The sequence below is a fragment of the Candidatus Halobonum tyrrellensis G22 genome, from assembly GCF_000495475.1.
GTDB lineage: Archaea > Halobacteriota > Halobacteria > Halobacteriales > Haloferacaceae > Halobonum > Halobonum tyrrellense.
In genome coordinates, this window is record NZ_ASGZ01000044.1 from 1 (window position 1) to 15,682 (window position 15,682).

17 protein-coding genes are annotated in these 15,682 nt (G+C 72.0%); 8 read left to right on the forward strand and 9 right to left on the reverse strand.

Annotation, left to right across the window (positions count from 1 at the left end):
- Positions 1-73: 73 nt before the first annotated feature.
- Together K933_RS18760 and K933_RS18415 are read right to left on the reverse strand one after the other, a co-directional pair.
- Entirely contained in the window at positions 74-601 is a 528-nt protein-coding gene (locus K933_RS18760; protein WP_023395021.1) for a DUF7310 family coiled-coil domain-containing protein, read from the reverse strand.
- A gap of 58 nt (positions 602-659) precedes the next feature.
- Positions 660-833, reverse strand: coding sequence for a hypothetical protein (locus tag K933_RS18415; protein WP_161631423.1), 174 nt, complete (start codon positions 831-833; stop codon positions 660-662).
- Positions 834-917: 84 nt separating this feature from the next.
- Here K933_RS18415 and K933_RS12105 point away from each other — a divergent pair, with 84 nt between their 5' ends.
- Both K933_RS12105 and K933_RS12110 read left to right on the forward strand, forming a co-directional pair.
- The gene (locus K933_RS12105; protein ID WP_023395022.1) at positions 918-1,454 is read left to right on the forward strand and encodes a GNAT family N-acetyltransferase; all 537 of its coding nucleotides are present in this window, start codon (positions 918-920) and stop codon (positions 1,452-1,454) included.
- Positions 1,455-1,560: 106 nt separating this feature from the next.
- On the forward strand, positions 1,561-2,445 hold the full coding sequence (locus K933_RS12110; protein ID WP_049947839.1) for a COX15/CtaA family protein: 885 nt from the start codon (positions 1,561-1,563) through the stop codon (positions 2,443-2,445).
- A 111-nt stretch (positions 2,446-2,556) separates the two neighbouring features.
- Here K933_RS12110 and K933_RS12115 read toward each other — a convergent pair whose 3' ends face one another.
- The 6 genes from K933_RS12115 to K933_RS12140 all read right to left on the reverse strand — a co-directional run bounded on the left by K933_RS12115 (position 2,557) and on the right by K933_RS12140 (position 8,236).
- Entirely contained in the window at positions 2,557-3,612 is a 1,056-nt protein-coding gene (locus K933_RS12115; RefSeq protein WP_023395024.1) for an alcohol dehydrogenase catalytic domain-containing protein, read from the reverse strand.
- A gap of 80 nt (positions 3,613-3,692) precedes the next feature.
- Complete coding sequence (locus K933_RS12120; protein WP_023395025.1) at positions 3,693-4,670, reverse strand: TIGR03557 family F420-dependent LLM class oxidoreductase; 978 nt, start codon at positions 4,668-4,670, stop codon at positions 3,693-3,695.
- Between the two features lie 104 nt (positions 4,671-4,774).
- Positions 4,775-6,268, reverse strand: a complete 1,494-nt coding sequence (locus K933_RS12125) for a replication factor C large subunit (RefSeq protein WP_023395026.1) — start codon at positions 6,266-6,268, stop codon at positions 4,775-4,777.
- A gap of 111 nt (positions 6,269-6,379) precedes the next feature.
- Complete coding sequence (locus tag K933_RS12130) at positions 6,380-6,733, reverse strand: type II toxin-antitoxin system VapC family toxin (protein WP_023395027.1); 354 nt, start codon at positions 6,731-6,733, stop codon at positions 6,380-6,382.
- Complete coding sequence (locus tag K933_RS12135) at positions 6,734-6,964, reverse strand: AbrB/MazE/SpoVT family DNA-binding domain-containing protein (RefSeq protein WP_023395028.1); 231 nt, start codon at positions 6,962-6,964, stop codon at positions 6,734-6,736.
- 252 nt (positions 6,965-7,216) lie between these two features.
- Positions 7,217-8,236, reverse strand: coding sequence for a PAS domain-containing sensor histidine kinase (locus K933_RS12140; RefSeq protein ID WP_049947840.1), 1,020 nt, complete (start codon positions 8,234-8,236; stop codon positions 7,217-7,219).
- Positions 8,237-8,414: 178 nt separating this feature from the next.
- Between K933_RS12140 and K933_RS12145 the strand changes: the two genes are divergently transcribed.
- The 5 genes from K933_RS12145 to K933_RS12165 all read left to right on the forward strand — a co-directional run bounded on the left by K933_RS12145 (position 8,415) and on the right by K933_RS12165 (position 14,051).
- Entirely contained in the window at positions 8,415-9,263 is an 849-nt protein-coding gene (locus tag K933_RS12145) for a TatD family hydrolase (RefSeq protein ID WP_049947841.1), read from the forward strand.
- Between the two features lie 73 nt (positions 9,264-9,336).
- Positions 9,337-9,918 carry a DUF2150 family protein gene (locus K933_RS12150; protein WP_023395031.1) on the forward strand — a complete coding sequence of 194 codons (582 nt, stop codon included), beginning with the start codon at positions 9,337-9,339 and terminating at the stop codon, positions 9,916-9,918.
- Positions 9,919-10,090: 172 nt separating this feature from the next.
- Positions 10,091-12,124: a PA14 domain-containing protein gene (locus K933_RS12155; protein WP_023395032.1), complete on the forward strand. Its 2,034-nt coding sequence runs from the start codon at positions 10,091-10,093 to the stop codon at positions 12,122-12,124.
- 141 nt (positions 12,125-12,265) lie between these two features.
- Entirely contained in the window at positions 12,266-13,603 is a 1,338-nt protein-coding gene (gene hmgB, locus K933_RS12160) for a hydroxymethylglutaryl-CoA synthase (RefSeq protein ID WP_023395033.1), read from the forward strand.
- A gap of 97 nt (positions 13,604-13,700) precedes the next feature.
- Positions 13,701-14,051, forward strand: a complete 351-nt coding sequence (locus tag K933_RS12165; RefSeq protein WP_023395034.1) for a thioredoxin family protein — start codon at positions 13,701-13,703, stop codon at positions 14,049-14,051.
- 63 nt (positions 14,052-14,114) lie between these two features.
- Here K933_RS12165 and K933_RS12170 read toward each other — a convergent pair whose 3' ends face one another.
- On the reverse strand, positions 14,115-14,837 hold the full coding sequence (locus K933_RS12170) for a helix-turn-helix domain-containing protein (protein WP_023395035.1): 723 nt from the start codon (positions 14,835-14,837) through the stop codon (positions 14,115-14,117).
- A 156-nt stretch (positions 14,838-14,993) separates the two neighbouring features.
- Between K933_RS12170 and K933_RS12175 the strand changes: the two genes are divergently transcribed.
- Entirely contained in the window at positions 14,994-15,626 is a 633-nt protein-coding gene (locus K933_RS12175; protein WP_023395036.1) for a metal-dependent hydrolase, read from the forward strand.
- Positions 15,627-15,682: the final 56 nt, after the last annotated feature.

The following is a 15,682-nucleotide window of genomic DNA, read 5'->3' on the forward strand; positions in this document are numbered from 1 at the left end:
CGGGCGTCCGCGACCGCCGGGAGCGACGCGCCCAGCAGGGCGACCGCGAGCGCGGCCGCGAGGACGACGCGGATCACAGCGCGTCGCGGAGGCGTTCGGCGATGCCGGCGGGCGTCGACCCCGCCTCGTCGTCGCCGCGTGCCGCCTCCCCGTCGTCTCCCCCCGTCGTCCCGTCACTTGCCGCCGCGAGCGTCCCGTCGTCGGGCGTCAGCGCGTCGAACGCGTCGGGGTCGTCCGGCGGGTCCGCGGCGGGCGCGGCAGGCGCGGCAGGCGCGGCGGACGCGTCCCGCTCCGGGTTCGTGTCCGCCGAGTCTACGAGTTCCTCCGTGCGCGCGAGCGCGAGGTCGGCGCGCCGCTCCACGTCGCGGTTGACCGCGCGGACGCCGCCGACGTAGCCGCGGAGCGCCTGCGTCGCCGCCTCCAGTTCGCTCACGCGGTCGTCGAGCGCGGCGAGCGTCGACTCCACCTCCGCGAGGCGCGCCTCCACGTCGGCGGCGTCGTCCGGGTCGGCCGGGGCGGCAGCCCCGTCGCCCACCGCGCGTTCGACCGCCGCGAGTCGCTCCGCGAGCGCCGCCGTCTCGACCGTCGGGTCGTCGGACATGGGGCGGGTGGTCGCCCCATCGCTGATAAACCGTCGGGCGGGTCGGAGCCGAGCGCCGTCACTCCGCGTCCGGTGCCGGTCTCGACGCGGGCGAGAGCACGCCGACCAGTCCGACGAGGACCCCGAGGATGGCGAGCGCGACGCCGCCCTCGGCGACGACGCCCGTCGACACGTCCGCGAGGAACCAGCCGAACAGGAGCGCGAGCAGGCCGAGACGGAAGAGGAGAGACACGGGTCGCGGTCCCGTCGGGAGGACATAGCGGTTCCGGATCTGTCGGATAGCAACCCCTTTGCCGGTCGTCCGCGGCCGTCGGGCATGGACGTTCGCAGGTACGAGGGCCGCGCGGACGCCCGCGGTATCGCCCGGGTGAACGCGCTCGCGTGGCGCGACGCCTACGAGGGGCTGGTGCCCGCCGCGGTGCTCGACCGACTGGACCCCGACCCGGACGAGGAGGCGGTCGACGGGTGGCACGAGGGACTCGCCGCCAACCGCCGGGGCGTGTTCGTCGCCGTCGAACGGCGCGACGGGAGCGACGACGAAACCGTCCGCGGCTACGCCGACGTGCGCTGGGGCGATGCGGGGACGAAGGCGTTCGTCGGCGAGGGCGAGGCCGACCTCAAGGCCGTCTACGTCGACCCGGACTGGTGGGGCGAGGGCGTCGGCACCGCGCTGTTAGAGCGAGTGCTCGACGCCCTCCCCGACTCCGTCGACACCCTCCGGCTGGAGATGCTCGAGGGGAACGAGGTGGGCCGGCGGTTCTACGAGGCCCGCGGGTTCGAGCGGACGGGGACGGCGAGCCACGACATCGGCGGCGAGTCGCACCCGACGGTGGTGTACTCGCGGGCGGTGTGAGTTCGGTCGGGTCGACCCGAGCGGGCGCGACCGGCCGCCGCCCTTCCGGTGAGTCGGTCGGTCCGCGATCGCGCGTTCTAAGTGCGAGCGATACCCAGATCCACCGATGACACGCGGAGCCGATCGGGGTCGATTCACCTTTCGACGGTACGCGGCGTTCACGACGGGCATGACGCTCACGCTGGTGATGCTGGGCGTCTACACCGCCGCGACCGGGTCCGGGCTGGCCTGCTCACAGCAGTGGCCGCTGTGTGACGGCGGCGTGCTCCCGCAGACCGTCCCCTCGTTCATCGAGTGGTTCCACCGGCTGTGGGCGATGGTGACGGGCTTTCTCATCCTCGGCGTCGCGGTGTGGGCGTGGCGGGCGGACAAGCCGAAGCGGACGCGGTGGGCCGCGGCTGGCGCGACGGTGCTCACGCCGCTGCAGGCGGTCTTCGGCGCGGTCACGGTGACGTTCAACGGCCGGCTCCCGGGGGGTTACTCGATGCCCGTCCACGCCGCCCACTTCGTCACCGGGTTCGGCATCTTCGCGCTGCTTGCGTACACCGCGCTGCTGTCGTACGAGGGCCGGTACGGCCGCGACCCGCTGACGCGGACGCGCGCGGCGCTCGGCGTCGCGCTGGCGTGCCTGCTCGCGAGCGTGGTGTTCTCGCGGCTCCCGCCGCTGTTAGATTACGCGCCGTGGGCGCAGGCCGCCTTCTACGGCGTCTCGCTCGCGGGGTTCGGCGCGCTCACGGGCGCGACCCGGTGGCTCGGCGACGTGGCCGACGACCACGGCGGCCGGTTCCGCCCCGCGACGGCGCTCGCGGGCGCGCTGCTGTTCGTGGCGATGCTGCTCGGGCGCGACCTGGTGTACTACAGCCCGACCGTGCGGCTGGTGAACGCGGTGGTCGTCGCCGGCGCCGTCGCCCTCGTCGCGGGCGTCGGCTGGGCGCTCCGGCGCGAGGACGGTCCCGGCGCAACCCCCGTGTACGGGTCGACGGACGACTGAACCCCTCGGGTCAATGCGGCGGCCCCCGAATCGGTGCGGCGGCCCGCACCACAGCGCGGGTCGACGCGGGCGAACCCGACGGCCGACGCGGGAGCCGCTCGGAACGCGGAACTAGAACGTCAGCACTTCGACGCCGTCGGTCTCGTAGTCGGTCATGGCGGCCAGGCGGTCGGGCACCGCGTCGAGTCCCACCTCGCGGCCGACCAGCGACCCCGGCGAGAGCTCTCCCGCCTCCAACAGCCCGAGGAGTTCGTCGTACCGGGTCGGCGGCATCCCGCGCGCGCCGAGGAACTCCACCTCCCACCGGGTCATGGTGTCGGTGGGGAGCGACACCTCGCCCTTCTCGGCGTCGGTGGTCAGCCCGACCTGGACGTGTCGGCCCCGCTGGCGGAGGCAGTCGACCGAGTTGCGGCACGTCTCCGCGCGGCCGAGCGCGTCCATCGACACGTCGGCGCCGCCGCCCGTGACCGCCTCGATGGCCGCCACCGGCTCCTCCTCGCGGCTGTTGACCGTCGCGTCCGCGCCCGCGGCGGCCGCGCGGTCGAGTTTCCCGTCGGCGATGTCGACGGCGACCACCCGCGCGCCGAGGGCGTCGGCGACGTGGACCGCCGAGAGACCGACCCCGCCGCAGCCGTGGACCGCGACCCACTCGCCCGCCGCGAGGTCCGCGCGGTGTGCGAGCCCGTGGAACGCGGTCATGAACCGACAGCCGAGCGCCGCCACGTCGCGGGCGGCCACCCCGTCGGGGAGCGGCATCGCGTTGTAGTCCGCGCGCGGGACGTGAACCCGCTCCGCGAACGCGCCGGGCGCGTCGCGCTCGAACCCGAGCGCCCGACCGTCGAGACACGTGTTGCCGTGGCCGTTGAGACACTCGCCGCAGGCGCCACACCCCAGGTTGAACGGGACGGCCACGCGGTCGCCCTCCCGGACCGACTCGACGCGTTCGCCCACCTCGACCACGGTGCCGGCGGGTTCGTGCCCGAGCACGAAGTCGAGGGGGACCTGATCGTCGGCCCACTGGCCGTGCCCCTGCCACGAGTGCCAGTCCGACCGGCAGATGCCGCACGCCTCGACGTCGACGACGACGCCGTGAGGGTCGGCCTCGGGGTCGGGCACGTCGGTCACGTCGAGCGGCTCCCCGTACTCGCGGAGGACGGCTGCGCGCATGGTTGTGCCTCGTCGTTCGCGGACGGCGGGTAAAAACCGACGCGTCGCGGCGAGGAGCTACCACCCGGTGTTCGACCCGCTCACTGGAACGACGGCAGGACCTCCGCCTCGTAGAAGTCGATCGCCTTCCCCTGCTCGTCACCGATCTGGTGGACGTACACGTGGTCGAACCCGGCGTCGATACACTCCTGGATCGACTCGATGTGGTCGTCGGGGTCCCGGGACGTGACGGTGCTCCCCTCGCGGATGTCGTCTTCGGATATCATCCGGCTCGCCTGCTCGAAGTGGACGGGCGTCGGCAGTTCCTGGTTGAGTTCGCCCGGGAGCGACCCCTGCCGCCAGTTCTCGTGGGCGGTCGACACCGCCTCCGCCTCGGAGTCGGCGTAACACACCGAGATCTGCGTTATCGCCGGGCCGTCGTCGGGGGCGGGTCCGCCGGCCTCGCCGTGAACGTCGAGCAGGTCGCCCTGCGGGCCGGTGGTCCAGAAGCCGTCGGCGTGGTCGGCGCCGTACTCCGCGGCCTTCTCGCCGAACGCCGACAGACAGATCTCGGGGAGTTCGTCGGGGAGCGTGAACAGTTTCGCGTTCTCGACCGTGTAGTGCTCGCCGTGGTGGCTGACGTTCCGGCCGGTCCAGAGCTTCCGGATCACCTCGACGCACTCTTCGAGCATCTCCATGCGGACCTCCATCTCGGGCCAGCGCTGCCCCGAGACGTGTTCGTTGAGGTTCTCACCGGTGCCGACGCCGAAGTAGAAGTCGCGGTCGGGGACCATCGCGGCGGCGGTGGCGACCGCCTGGGCGGTGATGACCGGGTGCATCCGGAACGCGGGCGCGGAGACGCCGACGCCGAGGTCGACCTCGTCGGTCGCCTCCGCGACGCCGCCGAGCGTCCCCCAGACGAACGGCGACTGCCCCTGTTCGACGAGCCACGGGTGGACGTGGTCGGCCGCCGAGAGGAACTCGAAGCCCGCCTCCTCGGCGCTTCGCGCGATATCCACCAACTCGTTCGGACCGAACTCCTCGCTCGACAGGGTGTAGCCGATGGCTGTATCAGACATGGTGAGCGTACCGGACGCGGTGGCCGCGCCCCGTTAGTTTCCGGGTCGCCCGGGTGTCGTGTAAAGCTGACTGCCGAGTTGGCGGCAGGCTGGTGGCCGGCGGGTCAGAAGTCGCTGAAACTCGTCTGGCTGTCGTCGCCCTCCTCGCCGTCGACGCCCGCCGCTCGCTCGTCGGCGGCCTCGTCGGGTCCGCCGTCCGCGTCCGCGCTCCCGTCGTCCGCGTCGGTGTTCACGCTCCCGTCGTCCGTCTCGCTATCGCCGTCGGTCTCGCCGTCGTCCGCAGCCGCAGGGGTGCCCGCGAACGCGCCGCCCGCGTGCTCCTCGACGAGTTCCTCGCGCATCGCCGCCGCGTCGGCGACGACCGACTCCACCTTGTTGGTGGTCTCGCCCGACCCGGTGACGAACGAGACGTGCGACTCGTCGAGGTCGTAGGCGGCCGCCATCCGGACGGTGAAGTCGCGCGGCTTGCAGTGGTGGGTCATCGCCGCGAGGAACGGCAACAGCTCCCGCCGGGCGGTCGTCATCGAGACGCCGCCCGCGGTCGCCAGTTTCCGGACGACGTGGTCGGCCGTCTTCGACGACGAGTGGTAGAACTGCGGGCGGCCCCACCGCGTCCACCCGCCCTTCGTCCCCTCGCGGGCGGCGGCGACGCCCGCGAGGTTGTCGCCCGCGTACCGCCAGTAGGAGTAGTCCTGCGTCGCCCTGACGCGGCCCAGCCACACGTCCGCGTCCGCGAGGTGGTCGTACGCGTGGACCGCCTCGTCCCGGTCGTACACCTTCAGCATGTTGTCCTCCAGCCACTTGGTGAGGTCGTCGGGCGTCTCGTCGACGTCGTAACTGGAGTGGAGCACCTCGCGGGCGGAGTCGGCCTCCTTGAGCGCGAGATCGAGGAACGGGAAGATCCCCATCGAGCGGTCGCGGTCGCCCGTCACCACGTCCTCCAGTTCGACCCGGTCGCGGCCGTCCGCGACGGCTTGCAGGTCGTTGACCGCGCCGCGGAGGTCGCCCGCGTTCCGCTCGGCGATCCGCTCTAAGGCGTCGGCGTCGAACTCGATCCCCTCCTTCCGGCAGAGGTCGCGGAGCACCGGGACGATCGAGCGCTTGCCCACGTCGCGGAACTCGATCTCGCGGGTCGCGTTGCGCAGGCCGCGGGACATGTCGTAGTACTCGTTGGCGATCAGGACGATGGGCTGGCCCGCGTCCTTCACGAGCGAGGTGACCGCGCCCGCGCCGCCGCGGTCGTAGTTGCCGTGGATGTTGTCCGCCTCGTCCATCACGATCAGCTGTCGGCCGCCGGTGTCGTCGGCGCCGCTCGACCCGCCGAGGGTGGCGTTGTTCGCCGCCCGGCCCGCGTACCGCTCGATCACGTCGGCGGTCCGCTGGTCGGAGGCGTTGAGTTCGACCGTCTCCCACCCCATGTCGGCCGCGAGCGCGTGCGCCGCCGAGGTCTTGCCGACCCCGGGAGAGCCGTGGAGCACGACCGCCTCGCGGTGGTCGTCCCACGACTCCGCCCACTCGCGGAACGCGTCGACCGCCTTGTCGTTGCCGCGGAGTTCCGCGAGCGAGCGCGGGCGGTACTTCTCCGTCCAGTCGGTCATCGTCGGAGGGAGGCGGGAGGCGCGGTTAGTGGTTTCGAAGGGTCACTCGTCGGTGCCCCCGACCCGCGAGTTCGCCGGACACGTTCGTCCCGCGTCACTCCTCGGTCGCGTTCAGGTCGAGCGCGGGGCGTACCCCTCGTACGCGCCGTCGCTGGAGACGATACTGTCACCGTCGGACTCGACGAGGTGGAGCGCGTCGAACGGAGTGAATCCGTGGTCTTCGGCGTACGTGGCCGCCGCGACGACCGTATCGACGTCGCCGCGCACCTCGACGAGTCTCGCCGCGTTCGTGACGACCCGCTCCGCGTCTCGGTCTTCGCGATAGGCGACCATCAGCAGTTCGATGAGCGTGAACTGGGACGTCCAGAGTTCGTCTTCGTGTTTCCGATACACCGTTTCGGCGGCCTCGCCGAGCCAGTCCTCGTCCTTGATGAGAGCCAGCAGGAAATCCGTCTCGGCGTACATTCAGCGCCCGGCCCCGTCCAGCGCCGCGTCGCGTGCCGCTTCGCGCAGTTCTTCCGCCGACGTCTCGACGTCCGCGAACTCGTCTCGAAGCGCGTCGAGAGGGTCGTCCGCGACCGGGATCAGCTTGATCCCGTCGTGGACGTCGACGACGTGGTAGCGGTCGCCGTACCGCTCTCGCATCTCCTTCGGGAGCGTCAGACGCCCCCGGTCGTCGAGCGTCGCGTCTGACATACCGTCTCGTACGGTGGGTATCGTCAAAAGGATTCCCCGAAACTCGTCGGTCTACCCATCCCCGGTGTCTCGACCGTAGCTCGTCTATCGGAGAGCGAGCGTATCGCATGTACCCGCGATATGCACACAGTTAGACGGACTACTCCGTCCAGTCCATCGACTACTCACTCGGTACGAGGCGCGGTTGGTGGTTTCGAAGGTCACTCCCCGGCCCCGCTCCGGGACCGACTCCGCTCGGCCGCTCCCACCGCGTCACATCCCGAGTTCCACGTCGCCCGCACCGCACGGCGAGACGACGAACTCGAAGCGCGCGCCGCCCTCCGACCCCTCGGTGAGCGAGACGGTCCAGCCGTGCGACTCCGCGACGGCGCGGACGATGGCCAGCCCGAACCCGGTGCCGTCCGCGACGCCGGAGACGCCCGAGTCGAACACGCGGCCGCGGTCGGCCGGGTCGACCCCCGGCCCGTCGTCCGTCACGGCGAACCCCCCGTCGGTCGCGGCGACGGTGACGGTCACGTCCGGTCCGGCGTGTTGGACCGCGTTCCGGAACAGGTTCTCGAACAGGCGTCCCAGCCGCGGTTCGTCGGCGTCGACCGTCGCGTCGGTCCGCACGTCGAGCGTCGCCCCGGGGGTGTCGACCATCGCCCAGGCGTCGCGCGCGACCACGTCCAGGTCGACCGGCCGGACGTCGGTCGCGGCCCGGCCGTGCGTCGCCACCAGCAGCATCTCCTCGACCATGGCGTCGATCCGAGCGAGCGCGTCGCTCACCCGGTCGAGCGCCGTCCCGTCGCCCGTTTCGCGGTAGAGGTCGACGAACCCCGTCGCGACCGACAGCGGGTTCCGGAGGTCGTGTGCGAGCAGGGTGGCGAACTCCCCGAGCCGGTGGTTCTGGGCGGCGAGCCGTCGCTCCTGGTCGCGCCGGTCGGTCACGTCGCGGCCGACGCCGCAGAAGCCGAGGAGTTCGCCGTCGTCGCCGGCGAGTTTCCGCCCCGTGAGTTCGAAGCGTATGGTCCCCTCGCTGGTGTTCGCGCGCGCCTCCACCACCGTCTCCCCCTCGGCGAGTATCTCCCGCACGGCGCGTTCCACGGCCGGCCGGTCGGTCTCCACGAAGAACGCCGGGGGCGTCATCCCCGCGAGTTCCTCGTCCGTGAGGTCGAACAGGTCGCCGAGCCGACTGTTCCAGACCACCAGTTTCCCCCGCTCGTCGTAGACGTAGAAGACGTCCTCCAAGGCGTCGAGAGAGCGGCGGAGCAACTGCCTCTCGGTAGACATACTCACCCACAGTGAAGCGCGGGTGGGATATAACTATACGTACATGTATCGCTCGACGGGAGATTCCCGGCGAGTGACTGGTGCGTTCGGCGGGACGCCGACGGGACGGCCGCCCGCCCCGCCCCATCGGGCGCGCTCCGTACGCGTTATGGGTCCCCCGCCCGTCCGACGGGACGGGATGAGCGACGACATCGGACAGCCGGTACTCGACGACCACCTCCACCTCGACCCCGAGCGCGGGCGGGGGATGGACGCCGTCGACGACTTCGCGCGCCTCGGCGGCACCCACCTGCTCGTCGTCAACAAGCCGTCGTGGCACCTCGGCGTGGAGGCGGACGACCCCGACGACTTCCGCGCGGCGTTCGAGACGACCCTCGACGTGGTGGCCGACGCCTCCGACCGCCTGGAGGGGCGCGCGTGGCCGGTGCTCGGCGTCCACCCCGGGCTGGTGAGTCGGCTGGTCGACGACCGGGGGTTCGACCCGGCCGAGGCGCGCGAGTTGATGGCCGGCGGGCTGGAGGTGGCGGCGGAGTACGTCGCCGACGGCCGCGCGCTCGCGCTCAAGTCGGGGCGGCCCCACTACGAGGTGGCCGACGCGGTGTGGGACGCCTCGAACGCGGTGATGCGCCGGGCGTTCGAACTCGGCGCGGACCACGACTGTGCGGTCCAACTCCACACCGAGGCGAGCGAGGACCTGCGCGAGGTGGCGGCGTGGGCCGACGACGCCGGACTGGAGCCCCACCGGGTGGTGAAACACTACGCCGCCGGCCGACTGGCGGGACCGACGCCGAGCGTGATGTGCGACAAGGACGACCTCCTGACCGCCTGTGCGGCGGGCGAGCCGTTCCTGATGGAGACCGACTTCGTCGACGACCCCGACCGGCCGGGCGCCGTGATGGGACCGAAGACCGTCCCCCGGCGGGTCCGGTGGCTCCGCGAGGAGGGACACGCCGAGGCGGTGCGGGGCGCGCACGTTGACACGCCCGAGCGGGTGTACGGCATCGATACGGTTGGAACGCTCGGCTGAGACCGTCGCTCCGGTTCTCACGCGTGTCGAAGGATAAGAAAGGCCTATCAACACGGGACCGGACGGTGTGGGTATGAGCGAACCCGAGGAGACGTTCTACACCGAAGATCGGTGGCAGAACTGGCTCGACCGGCTCCGGGAGGAGAGCCTCGACCCCGAGGACGAGGACTCCGCGCGCCTCCTGCTCAACCTGCAAGACGACGCCGCGATCGCGGTGGCGAAGATCGTCTCGGCGTACGAGGACGACAAACTCGACCAGGAGCGGACGGCCGAGGAGATCGCGAACATCCGCGAGATCGTCCTCGACGACGTCGCGTTCGACGACGAGGAGAAGCGGATGCTGGTCGACGGCGTCCAGACCAGCCTGGTCTGCGTGTTCTACGCCGCCGAGGAGTACGTGGTCGGCGGTCCCGCCGACGACGCCGCCGTCGCGGAGTACGTCGACGCCGCCGTCGACGCCGAAGCCGACGAGGACGTCGACGCCGCGCTCGGCTACCTGGTGCAGGCGGGCACGCGGATCATCGACGGCGACGAACTCCCGATGGACGTCGTCGAGGACCTCGAGTACGGGCTGGTCTCCGAGTGGGTCAACGGACTCGACTCGCTCCAGTCGGCGATGGCCGACCCCGAAGTCGTCGAGGAAGAGGACGACTGAGCCGCCCGGTGCCGGCGCTCGCGACCCGGGGACTCGCCCCTGGGGGGCGCCGGGACCGGACGCCGACTCAGGCGGGCGACCGCGGCCGGAGTCGGCGACGGAGTCGGACTCGGGTTCTCCGAACTGATACCGCCCCCGCTACCCTTTTCCCCGGTCGACGGCGTCTCGGAGTATGGGTCTGTGGGGGGACGAGCGGGGGCAGTCGACGCAGATAGGCGCGGTGCTGCTGTTCGGCTTCCTCGTCGTCTCGATGGCGACGTACCAGTCGACGGTGGTGCCGGCGCAGAACGAGGATATCGAGTTCTCCCACAGCCAGACGGTCCAGGGCGACCTCCAGCGGGTCCACGACGCCGCGCTCCGCACCGCCGCGACGGGCGTGCGGCAGTCGACGGCGGTCACGCTCGGGACGCGGTACCCCTCGCGGACGCTGTTCGTCAACCCGCCCGCGCCGTCGGGGTCGTTACGCACCACGGGCGCGTTCTCGACCGGGTACGGGATACAGAACGCCCGCGCGACCGGCGAGGCGGGCGACTACTGGGACGGCGACTGGCGGGTCGTCGGGTCGGAGGCGCTCGTCTACGCGCCCGGCTACCACGAGTACCGCTCGCCTCCCGAGACGGTCGTCGAGGGCGGGCTGGTGTACAACCGGTTCGACGACGCGACGGTGCCGCTGACCGACGGGTCGCTCGTCGACGGGCGGACGGTCACGCTGGTCGCGCTCGACGGGTCGCGCTCCGTCTCGCGGGGCGGCGTCGAGAGCGTGGGAACCGAGCCGCTGAGCGTCTCGACCACCACGGTCCCCGTCCGGAGCGCCGACGGCGACCCCATCCGACTGTACGTGCTGACGATGGCGTCGGAGTCGGCGTGGCGCGAGACGCTCGCGGACGAACTCGCCGAGGGCAACGTCGAGTCCGTCGACTACTACTCCAACGAACAGCTCCGGGCGTACGGGTCGGGAATCGACGGCGCGGTCGGCGGGGACGTCTCGCTCGACCGCGGACAGGGGGCGGTGGTCGTCCAGTTAAACGCCAGCCGGACGTACGACCTCCGGATGGCGAAGGTCGGCGTCGGCTCGGGCGCCGAGACGCCCGGACCGGCGTACCTCGTCCCGGTCGGGGAGACGCGCCCGACCGCCGCGGCGCCGGGGAGCGTCACCGTCGAGGTCCGCGACGCGTACAACAACCCCGTCTCGGGCGCGACCGTCGGGGTGGCCGGCGACGGAGCGGTCGTCGAGTCGTCGGTCGCGACCGGCGCGGACGGCCGCGCGACGTTCCACTACCGCGAGCCGTCGGGCGACCGGAACGTCACGTTCCGGATCGGGGACGACCCCGCCGAGCGCGTCGAGGTGACGCTCTCGCGGGCGGCGGAAAGCGGGGCGGGCGAGTACGACTTGCGGTGGGACACCGCGGCACTCGACGCCCGGAGCGGCGTCCGCTGTGTCGACACCGACGGCGACGGCGCCGCCGACGAGTGTACCGTCGGGCGCTCGGCCGGGCGCGACGAGGTGCGGACGGCCCTCGGGACGACCCCGGCGACCGGGCAGGCGTTCGTCGACCTCACGACCGGCGACCGGGCGGTCGCGGAGTTCGACGGGTCTGAGGGGAACACGGACGGCGACGGACGGCTCGCGCGCGATTTGGATCTCAACGGCGCCGGCACGACGACGCTCCGCGCCGCGAGCGTCGAGTCGAGCGACGAACTGACCGCCCGAGTGGTCGAGGGGGCGTACTACCGGTACTACGAGGGCGACTACGGGTCGATCCCCATGCCGGACTTCGCCAGCGAGACCCCGACGGCGACCGGCTACGCGCCGGCGTTCGACCTCTCGGCGCGCGAGCGCGACGACGAGTTCGCCATCGAGTACACCGCCTACCTCACCGTTCCGGAGACGGCGACGTACCGCTTTTACACCGAGTCGGACGACGGGAGCCGACTGTACATCGACGGCGAGCGGGTCGTCGACAACGGGGGCGACCACTCGCGGGCGGAGGCGAGCGGGGAGGTCGACCTCTCGGCGGGCGAGCACGCGATCCGGGTGACGTACTACGAGAACACCGGCGACCAGCATCTGGACGTCTCGTGGCGGCGTGCGAGTACCAGCCGGGACCGGTCGAGGTACGACAAGAAGCCGGTCCCGACGTGGGCGCTCCGGCCGCGCTACCCGGACGACCCGCTCCGCCCGGACGACGACCGCCACCGGCGGTAGCCGGCCCGGACACCGTGGTCGGACACCGTGACCGGACGCGACGACACCCGAGCCGCGGGCCGCGGCGGACGGCGACTCGGATCGACGATCGACGTGATCCCCATCGACAGAGGCATATGCCCGTTGCCCGAACCCCGGTGCATGACTGCCGTCGGCATCGACGCCATCGAGATCTGGACGGGGAAGCTCAGCTTGGACCTCCCGGAGACGTTCGCGCCGGCGAAGGGCGAAGACCCCGAGAAGTACACCAAGGGGCTGGGGCTGAAGACCTCCTCGTTCCCCGACACGTACGAGGACATCGTGACGATGGGCGCGAACGCGGCCAAGCGCCTGATGGACCGGAAGGGGCTCGTCCCCGAGGACATCGGACGGATCGACGTGGCGACGGAGTCGGCGTTCGACAACTCCAAGCCCGTCTCGACGTACATCGCGGGCTGTCTCGAACAGGTGTACGACGACGACTTCCACCACGCCAACAAGGGCGAGCGGAAGTTCGCGTGCGTGGCGGGCACCCAGTCGATCGACGACGCGTACAACTGGATCCGCGCGGGCCGCCACCGCGGGCGGTCGGCGCTGGTGGTCGCGACCGACACCGCGCTGTACGCGCGCGGCGACCCCGGCGAGGCGACCCAGGGCGGGGGCGCGGTGGCGATGCTCATCTCCGAGGAGCCGTCGCTGGTCGAACTCTCGCCCGAGCAGGGGTACGGCAGCGCCGACGAGACGGACTTCCTCAAGCCCAACCAGCAGTTCCCGAGCGTCGACGGCAAGCGCTCGATGCAGGTGTACCTCGCGCGGATGCGCGAGGCGCTGACCGACTTCGAGAGCGTCGCGTGGGACACCCACCCCGACGACTTCGCGTACATCCCGTTCCACACGCCGTTCCCGGGGATGGTGCGGAAGGCGGGGCTGTTGGGCTACCGCCACATGATCCGCGACACGGAGATCGAAGAGGACCTCGCGTCGGAGATCGGCCGCCAGCCCCGCGAGGAGGCGTTCGACGACCGCGAGTCGTACGAGGAGGCGATCCGCGGGTACATGGACGACCTGTCGGGGACCGACACGTACCGCGAGTGGTACGGCGCGGCCATCGAGCCGACGCTCGCGCTCTCGCGGCGGGTGGGCAACTGGTACACCGGGTCGGTCCACGTCGCGCGCGCCTCCGCGCTCCAACACGCCCTCGAGAACGACGTCGACCTCGAGGGGTCGAAGCTCCTCGTCGGGTCGTACGGGTCGGGCGCGCAAGCGGAGATGCACGCCGAGACGGTCCGGCCGGGCTGGGCCGAGGAGGTCGCCGCACTCACGGTCGACGAACAGCTCGACCGGCGGTACGACCTCTCGTACGAGGAGTACGAGCGGGTCCACGACTCGCACAACCACGACCTGAACGACGACATCGAGGCGTTCACCCAGCCCGACGGCGAGTTCGTCCACACCGGCTGGGGCCGGATGAGCGAGCGACAGTACGACTACGTCGAGTAGGGCGGGCCGACGAGCCGGTCGGGTTCCCCGCGCTCGCGTGTGCGCGCCGACCGCACGCGAGTGACGGCCTCATGCCGACGGGGCGCGGATCGGGGGTATGGAGACGGACGCCGCCGCGACCCCGAGACCCCGCGACGTCGACGCCCGCGAGTTCCGCGCCGAACTCGACGCGGCGCTCGCCGACGACGAACTGGTGCTCGTCGACTTCTACACCGCCGGCTGTACGCTGTGTCGGAGCGTCGAGCCCGTGCTCGACTCGGTCGCGCGCGCGACCGGCGTGCCGATACTCACCGTGAACCCGAAGGACGACCCGTCGCTCGTCGAGGAGCACGCGATCCGGTCGGTGCCGTCGCTCGTGCTGTTCGACGCCGACGGCGAGGTGGACCGGTTGGCCGAGGGGTTCGTCGGCGCCGAGCGACTCGTCGAACTCGTCGAGAACCACCGGTAGGGGTGTCGTCCGCGCCGTCCGCGCGAGGATGCTCACCCCGCGGAACGTCGCCGGAGGGGCGGATTACAGCGCCCGCAACTCGTCGAGCGCCTCCTCCAGCGGCGCGGTCGACACCGCGAGCGCGAACCCGTCGACGCGCGCGAGCGCCTCCGCGTGCTCCCAGAGGTCGTCGGGACCGAGTCCGTGGAGGATCACCGCGTTCGGCGTCGGCGTCACCACCCGGAGCGCGACCAGCGGCGACTCCCCGCGGGTCACGTCGGTGAACACGAGCGCGCGGTCGGTCGACTGGCCGTACAGGCGGTAGAAGTCCTCGCTCGACAGCGACGTGATCGCCTCGATGGAGTTGATCACGGTGTGGCCGTTGACGGTGTCGCGTTCCCCCGGGGCTATCTCGGTCGCGTCGAGCGCCTCGTACACCCGCGAGGTGGGCAGCGCGGTGCGGTACTCGCGGATGTCGCGGACGATGTCCGACTCGAACCCCGCCGACACCACGCGGGCGTACTGGCGGATCCGGTGGCCGCCGCGCGACTCGTCGATGTCGAGTAGCGCGTCGACCACCCGCGAGACCAGCCCGATTCCCGGCGAGGCGCGCCGGCCGCTCTCGTAGTCGGAGATGACCGACGAGGAGACGTCCATCGTCCCCGCGAGTTCGGTCTGGGAGACCCCGAAGTCGGTCCGCCACTTCCGGAGCGTCGCGCCGGGGTCGGCCGACAGCGTGATCTCGCCGGCGATGCGCCGCGCCAACTCCTCGCGCGGGGCGTCGCCCCCCGCCGCTCCCGCGTCCATGCCCGCCCGTCCGTCGACGCCTCGAATAAGCGTGTCGGCGGTGGGGGCCGGACGGCGGCGACCCGAGGCGAGGGGGCGCGACCGTCGCCGGCGCGGGACGGCGGCCCGACCCGCGACGGCGAAAACGTCACGTGCTGGCGGGGCGACTCACGGCCAGTGCCATCGACGCTGGTCCACGTCGCGCTCGCGGGCCTGTTCGCCGCCGCCCTGCTCCGCGAGCGGGCGTTCGGCCGGCGGTCGGTCGCGGTCGTGCTGCTGGCGGCGACGCTCCCCGACCTCGACGCGTTCGCGTCGCTGGTCGTCGGCGGCGCGCACCGCTCGCTCGGCCACAACGCGCTGGTGCCCGCGGCGCTCGCGGCCGCGCTGCTGTACGACACGCGCGTCGGCGACTCGCGGGTCCGCGCGCGCTACGGTCCGACCGCGCCCGCCGTCGCGTGGACCGCGCTCGCGGGCTTTGCGGTCGCCGGGGTCGGTCTCGACTACGTCGTCAACGGCGTCAACCTGTTCTGGCCGCTCCACGACCAGTTCTACACGCTGGACGGCCGGCTGGCGCTGTCGACCCGGCGCGGGCTGGTCCAGACGTTCGTCGACCTCTCGGTGCCCGCCGAGGCGGCGCGCACGACCGAGAACCTCCACTACAGCACCGGCGTCGACCCCTCGCCCGGCGCCGAACCCGGCAACGTCGAGCGCGTGTTCCCGGTCGTCGCCGCCGGCTGGCAGTTCCTGGTCGTGCTTGCGGGCGCCGCGACCCTCGCGGTCCGGTTCCGGCAGTCGGCGCGCGCGGAGTGACGACCGCCGGCCCGTCGCACGTTCGCCGCCACCGGCGGGTTCAACACCCCGACGCC